Raw genomic sequence first — 14,201 nt, forward strand, 5'->3', positions numbered from 1 at the left:
GCCATTCACCCTTTGCCCTGGCCGGAAATCATCCGCCCGACCAGTTGCGCTGTGTAATCCACGATCGGCACGATCCGCCCGTAATTGAGCCGCGTGGGCCCGATCACACCGACCGCACCGATGATCTTTCGGTCAGCGTTCATATATGGAGAGACCACCAAAGAGGAACCCGAAAGAGAGAAAAGTTTGTTCTCCGAGCCAATAAAAATGCGCACGCCTTCGCCATCTTCGGCCAGATCGAGGAATTCGGCGATGTCGCGTTTGCGTTCGAGGTCATCGAAGAGCGAGCGAATGCGGTCGAGATCGTCCTCCGAGCCCAGCAAATTCGCCCGTCCGCGTACGATCAGGCGCTCGTAGCTCTCGCCCTTGTTCTCCCAGGCGGCCAGGCCGCTGTCGATCAGTGCTGTCGCGAGCGAATCGATCTCGGAACGGTGTTTGGCGATTTCGCGCTGGATATGGCCGCGCAGCTCCGAAAGTGTGCGCCCCTCGGCCATCGCATTCAGGAAATTCGCGGCCTCGCGCATCGAGGACGGTGTCTGACCGATCGGGGGTGTGAAAACCCGGTTCTCGACCTGCCCATCGGCGAAGACCAACACGACCAGTGCCCGATCGGGCGCGAGCGAGACGAACTCGATATGCCGGATCGGCGCTTCGTGTTTTGGCGCGAGCACGAGGCTCGCCCCTTGCGTCATCCCCGAAAGCGCGTTCGACACGCGATCCAGCAAAGACCCTACATCGCCGGAATTCGCGCCCATCGTCGCATCGAGCGCGGCGCGGTCCTCATCTCCGAGATGGTTCACCTCCATCACCCCGTCGACGAAAAGCCGCAGCCCCATCTGCGTCGGAATCCGCCCCGCCGAGACATGCGGACTGTCGAGAAGCCCGAGATATTCGAGATCCTGCATCACGTTGCGGATCGTCGCCGCCGAGAGCTTCTCGCTCATCGCGCGCGTCAGCGTACGCGAACCGACCGGGTCACCGGTCGACAGATAGCCCTCGACCACCCGGCGAAACACCTCGCGGGAGCGGTCGTTCAATTCGGAGAGAATGTTGTTCTGTTCACTCATCGCGCTTCATCCATGTTGAATTAAAGCTGCGTGAAGCCGGAGGTCAATCGCGGCAGAGGGGTTGCATCGCATCTCCGGCACGATCAAATGAGGCCGTAACCACGAAGAGAGGACCACACCATGCGCCCTTCCGGCAGAGAGTTAAGTGAACTTCGCCCGATTTCAATCGAGACTGGTGTGACGAAACACGCTGAAGGCTCGTGCCTGATCAAGATGGGCGACACCCATGTGCTGTGCACGGCGACGATCGAGGATCGTGCGCCTTCATTCCTGAAGGGCTCGGGTCTGGGCTGGGTGACGGCGGAATACGGGATGCTGCCGCGCGCGACCAACACCCGAAACCGCCGTGAAGCGGCTGCGGGTAAGCAAGGCGGCAGAACCGTCGAAATTCAACGCCTTATCGGTCGTGCACTGCGCGCTGGCGTCGATCGTTCCGCGCTGGGTGAGCGTCAGATCGTCGTCGATTGCGATGTGATCCAGGCTGATGGCGGCACGCGCTGCGCCTCGATCACCGGCGGTTGGGTCGCCCTGCGTCTGGCGGTGAACAAGCTGCTGAAGACCGGCGCCTGCACTTCCGATCCGCTGATGGACCATGTCGCGGCGATTTCCTGCGGCATCTATGCGGGCCAGCCCGTCGCCGATCTCGATTATGCCGAGGATAGCGAAGCGGGCACGGACGGGAATTTCATCATGACCGGCGCGGGCAAACTGATCGAAGTACAGATGTCGGCCGAGGGCGCGACTTTTTCGCGCGATCAGATGACCAGGCTGCTCGATCTGGCCGAGGCAGGTGTCGCCCAGCTCGTGACCGCACAAAAGGCCGCTACCGCATGAGGGCCTTCACCGACAAGAAACTGCTGGTCGCCACGCATAACGCGGGCAAGCTCGAGGAGATCAAGGCGATCCTCGAGCCCTTCGGCATCGAGGTTGTCGGCGCGAAGGAGATGAACCTCCCCGAGCCCGAAGAGACCGAGAATACCTTCGTCGGCAATGCCCGGATCAAGGCCCATGCCGCGGCGAATGCGACCGGCTTGCCCGCGCTGGCCGATGATTCCGGGATCGAAGTTGATTGTCTGAACGGCGCGCCGGGCGTTTACACCGCCGATTGGGCGACCACGCCGACCGGGCGCGACTTTACCATGGCGATGGAAAAGACCTGGAAAGCTTGCGACGAGATCGCTGCGCCCGCGCCGCGCACCGCCCGGTTCCGCGCGACGCTCGTTCTTGCCTGGCCGGACGGGCACGATGAAGTGTTCGAAGGCCGCGTTGAAGGTCAGCTCGTCTGGCCGATGCGCGGCAAGCTTGGTCATGGCTACGATCCGATGTTCCAGCCCGACGGTTACGACCTGACCTTCGCCGAGATGGGCGCCGAGCAGAAGAACGAGATCTCGCATCGCGCAGATGCTTTCCGCAAATTCGTGAAAATTTTCGAGGCCTGACATGTCCAAGCGGCAAAATATCTCGGGCGGTTCGCCCTATGAGCCGAAACTCGGCTATTCGCGCGCCGTCGTTCAAGGCGACTGGTGCTTCGTTGCGGGCACCACTGGCGCGGACCCGGAAACCAAGGTTCTCCCCGATTCCGTGCTGGAACAGGCTCGAAATACACTCGCGACGATCCGCGGCGTGCTGGAAAAGGCGGGCTTTTCGATGAGCGATGTCGTCCGGGCGAATTACATCATCACCGACCCGTCCTACATGGAAGAGATCATCCCCGCGCTCGGCGATGCATTCGGCGAGATCCGCCCCGCCGCCACGATGATCGTCGCTGGTCTGGTGAACCCCGCGATGAAGGTCGAGATCGAAGTCACGGCTTTCCGCGGATGATCGAAGATTGGCGGCATGGGGGCTTTGGCCTCTATCTTCACTGGCCGTTCTGTGCCGCCAAATGCCCCTATTGCGACTTCAATTCGCATGTCGCGACCACGATTGACCAGAAACGCTGGCAATCTGCCTACCTGACCGAAATCGACCGCGCCGCACGGGAAACCGAAGGCCGAATTCTGAACACGGTCTTCTTCGGTGGGGGCACGCCCTCGCTGATGGATCCCGATCTTGTCGCCGCGATCCTCGACAGGATCCGCGCCTCCTGGCCACTTTCGAACGATCTCGAAATAACCCTTGAGGCAAACCCCACAAGTATCGATTCAGGCAAGTTTAGAGCCTTTTCCGAGGCTGGCGTGAACCGGATTTCGATGGGGATGCAGGCGTTGAATGATGACGATCTCCGTCGTCTCGGGCGAATGCACTCGGTGGCCGAGGGACGCCGCGCGTTCGATATTGCACGCAACCAGTTCGACCGCGTCAGCTTCGACCTGATCTATGCGCGCCAGCATCAAACGCCCGATGCCTGGGGCGCGGAATTGAACGAAGCACTGAGCATGGCGATCGACCACCTGTCGCTCTATCAGCTGACGATCGAACCTGGCACGGTTTTCGGTGCTCGTCACGATTTGGGCAAGCTTCCCGGGCTGCCACAGGACGAAAGCGCAGCGGATATGTATTTTCTGACGCAGGAAATCTGTGAAAAGCACGGTCTTCCAGCCTATGAGACCTCTAATCACGCGCATTCGGGCGCGGAAAGTCGGCACAATCTGATCTATTGGCGCTATGGCGACTATGTCGGGATCGGCCCGGGAGCCCACGGGCGGCTAACGATAGACGGCCGCCGCCACGCGACCGAAACGCCGAAAGCGCCTGGTGAGTGGCTCAAACGAGTCGAAGAAACAGGGAGCGGCGAAAACACGCGGGAAGCGCTGGATGACGCGGAGCAGGCGATCGAGTATCTTCTGTTTTCGATGCGACTGTCCGAGGGGCTTGAAATGGCGAGGTTCGAGCAGATTTCCGGCGCTCCGCTTGACCCGGATGCTATCGTTCATCTCGAAGAAATCGGCATGATTACGCAGCAACAGGGTCGAATTTGTGCGACAAAGGATGGCCGACCGGTTCTCAACGCCATCATTCGGGAGCTGATGCCCTGATGCGCGTCCTCTGGCTCATCCTCGGTATGGTTTCTTTCGCGATTGGGGTGATCGGGATATTTCTTCCACTCTTGCCGACCGTGCCGCTGATGCTGCTTGCGGCTTTCTTCTTCGGCAAGTCCTCCGAGCGGCTGCACCAATGGCTGATCACCCACCCGCGCTTCGGACCTTCCATCCAAGATTGGCAAGAGCGCCGCGCGATCTCGAAGCGCGCCAAGATTGCGGCGTCGATCTCGATTGCGGCAGCTTTCGCCATTTCGGTGGTGATTGGATTGAAGCCGATGCTTTTGGCGATTCAGGCGGCGACTCTCATCGCCGTCTCTATCTTCATCTGGACGCGGCCGAATAGCTGATCAATGGCCACCGCTGAGGAGTTGGCACAGACGATCGAGCTCCTCAAGATCGTCATATGACACCACCAGCTTGCCTGAGCCGTTGCTGCTGTGTTCGATTGCGACCTTCATCCCGATTGTCGCCGAAAGATCCCCTTCCAGCGCCCGCGTGTCCGCATCCTTCTGAGGCTTCGGTCGCGGAGCGCGCTCCGGCGTCTCAGCTTTCTTTGCCAAACGCTCGACGTCGCGCACCGACAGCGATTTCGCCACAGCCTGGCGCGCGAGCGCGACCGGATCGGGCGCGGTGATCATTGCCCGCGCATGTCCGGCCGAAAGTTTGCCCTCGCGCAGATACGTCTGCACTTCTTCGGGCAATTGCAGGAGACGCATCAGGTTCGCGATATGGCTGCGACTCTTCGAGAGCGCCTCGGCTAGCTTCTCTTGTGTATGGCCGAAGCGCGACATCAACTGCTTGTAGGCAAGAGCCTCTTCCAACGGATTGAGATCGGCGCGCTGAATGTTCTCGATGATCGCGACTTCGAGCACTTCGGTGTCATTGAACTCGCGCAGGATGATCGGCAGCTCATGCACTTTGGCCATCTGCGCTGCGCGCCAACGGCGTTCGCCGGCAACGATCTCGAAATGATCCGGCTTCGACGGGTGCTTGCGAACGATCAGCGGCTGAATGACGCCCTTCTCGCGAATCGAAGCCGCCAGCTCTTCCAGCGCTCCGGGTTCGAAATCGCGTCGCGGCTGGTCAGGATTGGGTTCGATCCGCTCGACCGGCACATATTGCTCGGCGCGACGCGGCGCAGCGCTCGGCTCGCGCGGATTGAGATCGACATCGGCCATAAGCGCCGACAGACCACGCCCGAGACCCCGTTTTTCGCGCTTTTCCGCCATGGATCATGCTCCCTTTTTCACTGCCGCATGGCGCGAGATCAGCTCATTCGCCAAAGCGCGATACGCAACCGCCCCGCGCGACGCGGTGTCATAGCTGAGCACCGGCATCGCGTAAGATGGCGCTTCGGATACCCGCACGTTACGCGGAATCATCGTCCGAAACACCAACTCTCCCAAAGTTGCGCGCGCATCCGCCTCCACCTGCTGCGAGAGGTTGTTGCGCACATCATACATCGTCAACACGACGCCCTCGATCCGCAGGCTGCGATTGGCGCTTTGCCGGATCTCACGGATCGTCAGCATCAGCTGCGAAAGACCTTCGAGTGCGAAAAACTCTGCCTGGAGGGGCACCAGAACCGAATGCGCCGCGACCATCGCGTTAACCGTCAGGAGACTGAGCGACGGCGGGCAGTCAATCAAGATGTAGTCGAATTCATACGTATCAACATCAGGATGTCGTAGGGCATCGTGAAGAAGATAGCTGCGCTTCTCGGTCGAGACGAGCTCCATATCCGCAGAAGACAGGTCGGTTGTGGCCGGACACAGGTAGAGCCCCTCGATCTCGGTTTTATGCAGAACAGCCGAGACCGGCGCGTCTTCGATCAGAAGATCATAGGTCGTCATATCGCGCTGATCGGGTTCGATACCAAGTCCTGTGGAGGCATTTCCCTGCGGATCAAGGTCGATCAGCATCACTTTCCGCCCGGATTCGACAAGCGCGGCCGCCAGATTGATCGCCGTCGTCGTCTTGCCCACCCCACCCTTCTGATTCGCGATCGCTATGATCTTCGGCTCTTTCACGCGAATTGGATCAGACACGCTTGGCTCCGTTTATCTTGAGGACAACACTGTTCGGATCACTCAGGCTTGGGTTCGCCTCGCAATCAAAGGACCAGCTTTCCCGTGCTTGTGCAAGTTCTTCCTGCCAGCGTGCGCCTTTCGGAAAGAGCGCGATCCCATCGTGGCGCAAGTGACGCTCTGCAAATTCCAGAAGCTGTACGAGCGGTGCAAGCGCGCGAGCGGATAGGATTTCGACGCCGAGCGGTTCGATTTCCTCAATTCTTTTGGCCAGAACCCGGGTTTTTAACCCGAGTTCGCGACTCACTGTCGAGAGAAACGCGGATTTACGCAGGTCGGATTCCACGAGAACAATCTCACGCTCGGGCGCTTTCTCTAGCGACAAAACGGCAATAACGAGGCCCGGAAAGCCGCCCCCTGCCCCAAGATCCGCCCAGGATTGTGCTTCTACCGGCGCCAGGTCGAAAAGTTGGGCCGAATCGAGAAAATGTCGCGACCACGTATCTGCCAAGGTCGATTTCGAGACGAGGTTGATCGCCGGATTCCATTTCGCAAGCAGCGCCTCATAGGCTTCAAGCCGCTCCAATGTTTCACGTGAAACATCGAAGCGCTCCCGAAAGCGCTCCGCCTCGATCTGGCTCATGCCGTTCTTTCCCGCTTGGCCTGGCGAAGCTTGGCGAGGATCAGCGTGAGTGCTGCCGGGGTCACGCCGTCCACCCGTCCGGCCTGGCCGAGCGTATGCGGGCGGGCGCGCTCCAGCTTTGCCTTGAGTTCATTCGACAGCCCATTGAGCGCGGAATAGTCGAACCCCTCAGGAATTTCCCAACCCTCATCGCGCTTAAGAGATGCGGCATCGAGCTGCTGGCGCGCGACGTAATTGGCATAAAGCGCATCGATCGAGAGCTGCCCCGCCACATCAGGCGGCAGTTCAGCGAGCTCAGGCAGCGCCTCTTGCAGCTGATCCATCGTGATATCGGGAAAAGACAGAAGGTCGAACGCCGAGCGGCGACTCCCGTCCTGATTGACCTTGAACCCTTTTTCCCTCGCAGCCTTCGGCGTGAGGACAATCGACTCCATCAGCTCACGACCCGCCGTGAGCCCTTCCATCTTCGCTTCGAAGGCAGTGCGCCGCGTGTCGCCAACACACCCCAAATCGATCCCCATCTGCGTCAGACGCTGATCAGCGTTATCCGCGCGCAGCGTCAGTCGGAACTCGGCCCGCGAGGTGAACATGCGATAGGGTTCGGTCACGCCGCGCGACACGAGATCGTCGATCATCACGCCGATATAGCTTGAGGTCCGGCTGAAATGAACCGGCTCCGCATCGCGGGCGGCAAGCGCCGCATTGAGGCCTGCGACCAAGCCTTGCGCTGCTGCCTCCTCATATCCTGTGGTTCCATTGATCTGACCCGCAAGATATAGACCTGAAAGCGCACGCAGCTGCAAAGAGAGATCGAGCGCACGCGGATCGACGAAATCATATTCGATCGCATACCCGGGCTGGAGAATCCTCGCATCCTCCAGACCGAAGATCGAGTGAACGTAATCCTCCTGAACCTCGATCGGCAGAGAGGTGGAAATCCCGTTCGGATAGATCGTGTCGTCGTCGAGCCTTTCCGGCTCGAGGAAGATCTGGTGCGAGGTCTTCTCGGCAAACCGCACGATCTTGTCCTCGATCGAAGGGCAATAACGCGGCCCTACTCCCGAGATGTGGCCGCCATACATCGCAGAACGATCGAGGTTCGTCCGGATGATCTCATGCGTTTTCTCGTTCGTGTGGGTGATCCCGCAAGCGATCTGCCGCACGGACGGTTTCCGGTTCAGGAAAGAAAACATCACCGGATCATCGTCGCCCGGCTGCGTCTCCAGTCGCGACCAGTCGATCGTTTTCCCATCGAGCCGCGGTGGCGTGCCCGTTTTGAGCCGTCCAAGCGGAAGATCCAGCGACTTCAGCCGCTCTGCCAGAGCGACCGATGGTTTATCGCCGATCCTCCCACCAGCGCGTTTCTGATCCCCGATATGGATGACACCATTCAGGAACGTCCCAGAGGTCAAAATGGCAGCGCGGCAATCGAGCTGCACGCCATCGGCCAGACTTACACCGGTCACACGGCCGCCTTCGACGCGAAGATCGGTAACCTCCCCCTCGATCACCGTCAGATTCGGTTGAGCTTCGGTCAAACGCTGCGCCGCTTCACGGTAGAGTTTGCGATCGGCCTGGGCGCGCGGGCCTTGCACGGCAGGCCCCTTCCGACGGTTCAGCAAGCGAAACTGAATTCCTGCCTCGTCCGCGATCCGCCCCATAACGCCATCCAGCGCGTCAATCTCGCGCACGAGGTGACCCTTGCCTAGCCCGCCAATCGCCGGGTTGCACGACATCACCCCGATCGCATCGGCCCGCAAGGTCACCAGCGCAGTATTCGCGCCCATCCGGGCCGCCGCATGGGCTGCCTCGGTACCGGCGTGCCCGCCGCCAATCACGATGACGTCGTAATGTTTCACGTGAAACACTCCTTACTTGCCGATGCAGAAGCTCGAGAAAATCTCATCCAGAAGGTTCTCGACATCCACCCGACCGAGCAGCGCCTCCAGCGCCCACGTGGCCTGGCGCAGCGATTCCGCCGCCAGCTCACTCCGGTCAGACCCGCGCAATACCTCATCTCGCGCTGATTCCAAAGCCCCGAATGCACGCTCCATCGCAACCCTGTGGCGCTCACGCGTCATGACCCCTGCACCCGCGCTGAGCCCGGACAGCCGCTCTTCGATTGCCGCCAGAAGTGCCGTCAGCCCCGCCCCGGTCTTACCGGAGACGCTCAACCCTTTGTTCGGCGCGACATCGGCCTTGCCGTGAACGACCAGATCGCCCGGCTCGGGCGTGATCAGGGGGACTTCCGCTCCGTCGAGCAGAAACAGCCGCAGGTCGGATTGTCGTGCCCGGTCGAGCGCACGCTCCACTCCGATCGCTTCCACCACGTCCTCGGTTTCGCGCAAGCCTGCGGTGTCGAGCAAAGTAACCGCCTGTCCGCCGATCTCCATGCGGACCTCGATCACATCGCGCGTCGTACCCGCAATCTCCGAGGTGATCGCTGCCTCGCGACCCGCGAGCGCATTGAGCAGCGTGGATTTCCCGGCATTCGGCCGCCCGACGATCGCCACCTCGAAGCCTTCGCGAATACGTTCCGCTGCCCCGATCCTCCGCAATTCGTCGCGCAACCCTGAGGCCACAGCGTCAATCAGTTCAAGCACTTCGGGCGAAACATCGACCGGCACCTCTTCATCGGCAAAGTCGATCGTCGCCTCGATCAGAGCCCCCGCCCGGATCAGTTTCGCGCGCCAATCTTCAACCAGATAACCCACCGCGCCCGACAGAACCTTCAGCGCCTGTTTACGCTGCGCCTCGGTCTCGGCTTCGATCAGATCGGACAGGCCTTCGACCTGCGACAGATCCAACCGCTCATTTTCCAATGCGCGCCGGGTGAACTCCCCCGGCTCGGCCAAGCGTAGACCGTCGATCTGCCCCAAGGCCCGCAGCACAGCCGAAACGGTCGCGATAGCGCCGTGGATATGCAACTCGGCGACCTCTTCGCCGGTAAAGCTCGCGCCCTGCTCGAAGCACAGCACGACAGCCTCATCGAGCTCTTCGCCCGCCAGCCGCAGCTTGCGCAGCCCGGCCAGACGCGGCTCCGGCAGCGATCCTGCCAGCGCGCGCGCAGCCTCCCAGGCCCGCGGTCCCGAAATACGAATGACGGCCACGCCCGCTTTTCCGCGGGCCGTGGCCAGAGCAAAGATCGTGTCCATCGCAATCCTCTTCCCAAGGGAAGATAGGACGGCCTCAGCCGTTCATCGAGTCGAAGAATTCCGAGTTCGTCTTGGTCTGCTTGAGCTTCGAGATCAGGAACTCGATCGCATCCGTGGTGCCCATCGGGTTCAGGATGCGGCGCAGCAGATAGGTCTTCTGCAGATCTTTCTGATCGACGAGCAGATCCTCTTTCCGGGTGCCGGACTTGAGAATGTCCATTGCCGGGAAGACGCGCTTGTCAGCGACCTTGCGGTCGAGCACGATTTCCGAGTTACCCGTACCCTTGAACTCTTCGAAGATAACCTCGTCCATGCGCGAGCCGGTATCGATCAGCGCGGTCGCGATGATCGTCAGCGAGCCACCCTCTTCGATGTTCCGCGCCGCACCGAAGAAGCGCTTGGGGCGTTGCAGCGCGTTGGCGTCCACACCACCCGTCAGCACCTTGCCCGAGCTGGGAACGACGGTGTTGAAGGCGCGACCCAAACGGGTGATCGAGTCGAGCAAGATCACCACGTCGCGCTTGTGTTCGACCAGACGCTTGGCCTTCTCGATCACCATCTCCGAGACGGCCACGTGACGCGTTGCCGGTTCGTCAAAGGTCGAGGAGATCACCTCACCCTTCACAGACCGCTGCATGTCGGTCACCTCTTCCGGGCGTTCGTCGATGAGGAGAACGATCAGGTAGCACTCGGGGTGATTGCGCTCGATCGAATGCGCGATGTTCTGGAGAAGAACCGTCTTACCCGTACGCGGCGGCGCCACGATCAGCGAGCGCTGCCCCTTCCCGATCGGTGCGACGAGGTCGATGATCCGGGCCGAGCGATCCTTGATTGTCGGATCCTCGATTTCCATCTTCAGACGCTCATCGGGATAAAGCGGCGTGAGGTTGTCGAAGGCCACCTTGTGGCGCGCTTTCTCTGGCTCTTCGAAGTTGATCTGCTCGACCTTGGTCAGCGCGAAGTAACGCTCATTCTCACCCGGCGCGCGGATCACACCCTCGACCGTGTCACCGGTGCGCAGGCTGTGCTGGCGGATCATGTCAGGCGAGACGTAGATGTCATCCGGGCCCGGCAGATAGTTCGCTTCGGTCGAGCGCAGGAACCCGAACCCGTCCTGCAGAACTTCGAGCACGCCATCGCCGCCGATGACCCAGTCATCTTCAGCATGCTCCTTCAGGATCGAGAACATCATCTCGCCCTTGCGCATCGTCGAGGCGTTTTCGACGTCCCATTCTTCGGCCAGGGCCAGCAGTTCCTTGGGGCTCTTGGCTTTGAGATCGGAGAGATTGAGGCGGGTTTCGCTCATGGCATCACCTGAAGCAGGCGCCTCACCGGGCGGTCCGGAGGCGCGGAAGATTGTCTATGGTCTGAAAAACCGGTCGGCCAGAACGGCCGGGGCTTAAAGCGGGAGATAAGCGCAACAGCGCTCGGAGTCAATGAAACTTAGAATTTCACGATCACCGAGGACACGATCACGATCATGAAGACCGTCGGCACCTCGTTCATCATCCGGTAATAGCGACCCGTGCGATCGGCCGACCCGTCGGCCAGCGCCTTGCGTTCCTTCGCGCACCACATGTGAAACCAGGTCATTCCGAGGACCGCGACCGCCTTGGTCCAGGGCCAGATCGTCGACCAGTCCACGATTCCGGGGGTGAAGACCAGCATCAGACCAAAGAGCCAGCTCGCGATCATACCCGGATTCATGATGGCTTTCAGAAGGAGGCGTTCCTGGTGGCGAAACAAAAGCTCCTGGTCCGTATCGCGCACGATGCCTTTCTTGTTCAGCCCCTCGACGTGGTAGACGTAAAGCCGAGGAAGATAGAACAGCCCAGCCATCCACGTGATGATCGACATAACGTGCAAGGCTTTGATCCAAGGGTACCAGTTGCTCAGGAAATCGGTCATCTCGCCTCCGGGAGTCATCTCCTCTTCTTCTAAAATAAAGAAATAAGAAAAGAGATGATGTTGTTGTTGGTCCTGTTGATGATGTGGATTAACACTTTATCACCAACTTCTCCACAGTTGGAAAAGCCGCACCGTCGGGGAATCATTTCTTCGTCGGATGAGACGTAACTATATGAAATAAAAAGATATCTGAAAATTTGACGCTTGGGTCATCCTGTGGATAAACCTATGGATGGATTTCTGGATCAACGATTTTTTCCCCGCCCGGGGAAAAGCGCATTCCCCAGGTGGAAAACTTTAGTAAACTTGCCCTGAACGTGCCGGATTTTGTGGAGATATCGGTCGAACCCGGTTATGCCCAGTTTCGCCCAGAGAGTTCTACAGCCCCTTATCCACAGTTCCATGAACATCCTTCTCGCTTCCGCCTCCGAAATCCGCGCCCAGCTGTTGCGCAATGCCGGTCTGAGCGTGACGGCCGAGCCGGCGCGCATTGACGAAGAGGCGATCAAACGCAGCCTCGAGGCAGAGGGTGCAAAGCCGCGGGACGTGGCGGATTTCCTGGCGGAAATGAAGGCGGCGAAGTTGTCCTCACGCAATCCGGGTATCCTGGTGATCGGGGCCGATCAGGTGCTCGAACTCAAGGGCGCGGTGTTTTCGAAGCCCGGCACGCCCGAAGAGGCGAAGGAACAGTTGCGCGCCCTGTCGGGTCAGACGCACAAGCTCCTGTCCGCCATGGTCGCGATCCGCGATGGCGAACCGCTTTGGCGCCATGTGGGCGAGGTGCGACTGACGATGCATGAGTTGTCCGACGCTTTCATCGACGATTACGTGACACGGAACTGGGACAGTATCCGGTGGTCGGTTGGCAGCTACAAACTGGAGGAAGAAGGCGTTCGGCTTTTCTCCCGCATTCAAGGCGACTACTTTGCTGTTCTGGGCCTGCCCCTGATCGAATTTCTGAATTGGCTGCATGCCCGAGGAGAGCTGACGACATGAGTGATCATCCGAGGATTCCCCTGGCCGGTGTCATTGGCTCTCCGATCGCGCATTCCCGCTCGCCCGTTCTGTTTCGTCACTGGCTCGATCAATACGGGATCACGGGATATTACGTGCCGATCGACGTGGCTGCGGATGATCTCGAGACCGTTCTGCGCACCCTGCCCAAGGCCGGGTTCGTCGGGGTGAATGTTACGATTCCCCACAAGATCCGTGCGCTTGAAATCGCCGACGTAATTTCGGACCGCGCCGCTCTGATCGGCGCCGCCAACACGCTGATCTTTCGCCCGGATGGAAAGATTTACGCTGACAATACGGATGGCTACGGATTCATCGCCAATCTGAAACAGAATGCACCCGGCTGGGATGCCGCGACCGGACCGGCGGCCGTTCTCGGCGCGGGGGGGGCTGCGCGCGCGATTGTGGCGTCGCTTCTCGAAAGCGGTGCACCCGAGATCCGGATCTCGAACCGTACTCGCGCCCGTGCCGATGCGTTGCGGGCGGAATTCGGCGCACGGCTCGTCGTCTACGATTGGGTTCAGGCAGGCAATATGCTGGAAGATGCGACGACGGTGGTGAACACGACCTCGCTCGGAATGGTCGGGAAGCAGGAATTCCGCGTGCCACTCGATGCGCTCAAGCCCGGTGCGACGTGCTGCGACATCGTCTACACGCCGCTGAAGACGAAATTCCTCACCGAGGCCGAAGAGGCTGGCTGCGTGGTCGTCGATGGTCTCGGCATGCTGCTGCATCAGGCCGTCCCCGGGTTCGAACGCTGGTTCGGTCAGCGCCCCGAAGTCACGGATGGTCTGCGCGACGCGGTCCTGAACGCATGAGCCGCCCCTTCCTTCTCGGGCTGACAGGTTCGGTCGGGATGGGCAAATCCACGACCGCCGCGATGTTCGCCGAGGAAGGCGTTCCGGTCTGGGATGCGGATCGCACCGTGCATGAGCTCTATGAAAAAGGCGGGGCCGCGGTCGCCCCGATTGCTGCGGTTTTTCCTTCTGCGATCATCGAGGGTGCGGTGGATCGTGGCGCGCTGAAAGAAATCCTTTCCACCGATAAACAGGCTCTATCCCGCCTTGAATCGATCGTACATCCGCTGACTACCGCGTCACGTGAAGCGTTCATCGCGGATCACCGCAGCGCCGATCTGATCTTGCTTGATATCCCTCTTCTGTTCGAGACCGGTGCCGATAAAAGCTGCGACGCGACGCTTGTGGTCTCGGCCCCGGCCGAGGTGCAACGCGCGCGCGTCCTTGCCCGTCCCGGCATGACCGAGGATCAGCTCGTTTTCATCCTTTCGCGGCAGATGCCCGACGCCGACAAACGCGCCCGCGCTACTTACATTATCGAGACAGTGAACCTTGAGGACACCCGTCGAGGTGTGCGAAACCTGATTGCGAAACTCAGGGGGTAGC

General features: G+C 60.3%; 16 protein-coding genes. 8 read left to right on the forward strand and 8 right to left on the reverse strand.

Annotated features, from left to right (window positions below; genetic code table 11):
• Positions 1–5 precede the first annotated feature (5 nt).
• Complete coding sequence (gene hrcA / locus BMI90_RS04845; protein ID WP_078526552.1) at positions 6–1,067, reverse strand: heat-inducible transcriptional repressor HrcA; 1,062 nt, start codon at positions 1,065–1,067, stop codon at positions 6–8.
• A gap of 120 nt (positions 1,068–1,187) precedes the next feature.
• Between hrcA and rph the strand changes: the two genes are divergently transcribed.
• From rph to BMI90_RS04870, 5 genes are read left to right on the forward strand one after another with little or no spacing between them, the layout of a single operon-like run.
• Entirely contained in the window at positions 1,188–1,901 is a 714-nt protein-coding gene (rph, locus tag BMI90_RS04850) for a ribonuclease PH (protein ID WP_078526554.1), read from the forward strand.
• Positions 1,898–2,506 (forward strand): RdgB/HAM1 family non-canonical purine NTP pyrophosphatase, encoded by a 609-nt coding sequence (gene rdgB, locus BMI90_RS04855; RefSeq protein ID WP_078526556.1) that lies wholly within the window; start codon positions 1,898–1,900, stop codon positions 2,504–2,506. The genes rph and rdgB overlap by 4 nt, the downstream gene beginning before the upstream one ends.
• Before the next feature lies 1 nt (position 2,507).
• On the forward strand, positions 2,508–2,891 hold the full coding sequence (locus tag BMI90_RS04860; RefSeq protein WP_078526558.1) for a RidA family protein: 384 nt from the start codon (positions 2,508–2,510) through the stop codon (positions 2,889–2,891).
• Positions 2,891–4,045 carry a radical SAM family heme chaperone HemW gene (gene hemW, locus BMI90_RS04865; protein ID WP_078527235.1) on the forward strand — a complete coding sequence of 385 codons (1,155 nt, stop codon included), beginning with the start codon at positions 2,891–2,893 and terminating at the stop codon, positions 4,043–4,045. The genes BMI90_RS04860 and hemW overlap by 1 nt, the downstream gene beginning before the upstream one ends.
• Positions 4,045–4,398, forward strand: a complete 354-nt coding sequence (locus BMI90_RS04870; RefSeq protein ID WP_078526560.1) for a YbaN family protein — start codon at positions 4,045–4,047, stop codon at positions 4,396–4,398. The genes hemW and BMI90_RS04870 overlap by 1 nt, the downstream gene beginning before the upstream one ends.
• Here the strand turns inward: BMI90_RS04870 and BMI90_RS04875 are convergent, their stop codons facing one another.
• The 7 genes from BMI90_RS04875 to BMI90_RS04905 all read right to left on the reverse strand — a co-directional run bounded on the left by BMI90_RS04875 (position 4,399) and on the right by BMI90_RS04905 (position 11,784).
• Positions 4,399–5,280 (reverse strand): ParB/RepB/Spo0J family partition protein, encoded by an 882-nt coding sequence (locus BMI90_RS04875; protein ID WP_078526562.1) that lies wholly within the window; start codon positions 5,278–5,280, stop codon positions 4,399–4,401.
• Positions 5,281–5,283: 3 nt separating this feature from the next.
• Positions 5,284–6,099 carry an AAA family ATPase gene (locus BMI90_RS04880; RefSeq protein ID WP_078526564.1) on the reverse strand — a complete coding sequence of 272 codons (816 nt, stop codon included), beginning with the start codon at positions 6,097–6,099 and terminating at the stop codon, positions 5,284–5,286.
• Entirely contained in the window at positions 6,092–6,721 is a 630-nt protein-coding gene (gene rsmG / locus BMI90_RS04885) for a 16S rRNA (guanine(527)-N(7))-methyltransferase RsmG (RefSeq protein ID WP_078526566.1), read from the reverse strand. Before rsmG ends, BMI90_RS04880 begins: the two co-directional genes overlap by 8 nt.
• The gene (mnmG, locus tag BMI90_RS04890) at positions 6,718–8,580 is read right to left on the reverse strand and encodes a tRNA uridine-5-carboxymethylaminomethyl(34) synthesis enzyme MnmG (protein WP_078526568.1); all 1,863 of its coding nucleotides are present in this window, start codon (positions 8,578–8,580) and stop codon (positions 6,718–6,720) included. The genes rsmG and mnmG overlap by 4 nt, the downstream gene beginning before the upstream one ends.
• Positions 8,581–8,592: 12 nt before the next feature.
• The gene (gene mnmE, locus BMI90_RS04895; RefSeq protein WP_078526570.1) at positions 8,593–9,876 is read right to left on the reverse strand and encodes a tRNA uridine-5-carboxymethylaminomethyl(34) synthesis GTPase MnmE; all 1,284 of its coding nucleotides are present in this window, start codon (positions 9,874–9,876) and stop codon (positions 8,593–8,595) included.
• Between the two features lie 34 nt (positions 9,877–9,910).
• The gene (gene rho / locus BMI90_RS04900; RefSeq protein WP_078526572.1) at positions 9,911–11,182 is read right to left on the reverse strand and encodes a transcription termination factor Rho; all 1,272 of its coding nucleotides are present in this window, start codon (positions 11,180–11,182) and stop codon (positions 9,911–9,913) included.
• A 137-nt stretch (positions 11,183–11,319) separates the two neighbouring features.
• A complete protein-coding gene (locus BMI90_RS04905) occupies positions 11,320–11,784 on the reverse strand; it encodes a CopD family protein (RefSeq protein WP_078527237.1) in 465 nt (154 codons plus the stop codon).
• Positions 11,785–12,186: 402 nt separating this feature from the next.
• On the opposite strand from BMI90_RS04905, the gene BMI90_RS04910 reads away from it, so the two are divergent.
• The 3 genes from BMI90_RS04910 to coaE are packed head-to-tail and all read left to right on the forward strand — an operon-like array spanning position 12,187 to position 14,200.
• Positions 12,187–12,780 carry a Maf family protein gene (locus BMI90_RS04910; protein WP_078526574.1) on the forward strand — a complete coding sequence of 198 codons (594 nt, stop codon included), beginning with the start codon at positions 12,187–12,189 and terminating at the stop codon, positions 12,778–12,780.
• On the forward strand, positions 12,777–13,616 hold the full coding sequence (locus tag BMI90_RS04915) for a shikimate dehydrogenase (protein WP_078526576.1): 840 nt from the start codon (positions 12,777–12,779) through the stop codon (positions 13,614–13,616). The genes BMI90_RS04910 and BMI90_RS04915 overlap by 4 nt, the downstream gene beginning before the upstream one ends.
• Positions 13,613–14,200 (forward strand): dephospho-CoA kinase, encoded by a 588-nt coding sequence (coaE, locus tag BMI90_RS04920; protein ID WP_078526578.1) that lies wholly within the window; start codon positions 13,613–13,615, stop codon positions 14,198–14,200. Before BMI90_RS04915 ends, coaE begins: the two co-directional genes overlap by 4 nt.
• Position 14,201: the final 1 nt, after the last annotated feature.

This window comes from Thioclava sp. L04-15 (assembly GCF_002020275.1).
GTDB lineage: Bacteria > Pseudomonadota > Alphaproteobacteria > Rhodobacterales > Rhodobacteraceae > Thioclava > Thioclava marina.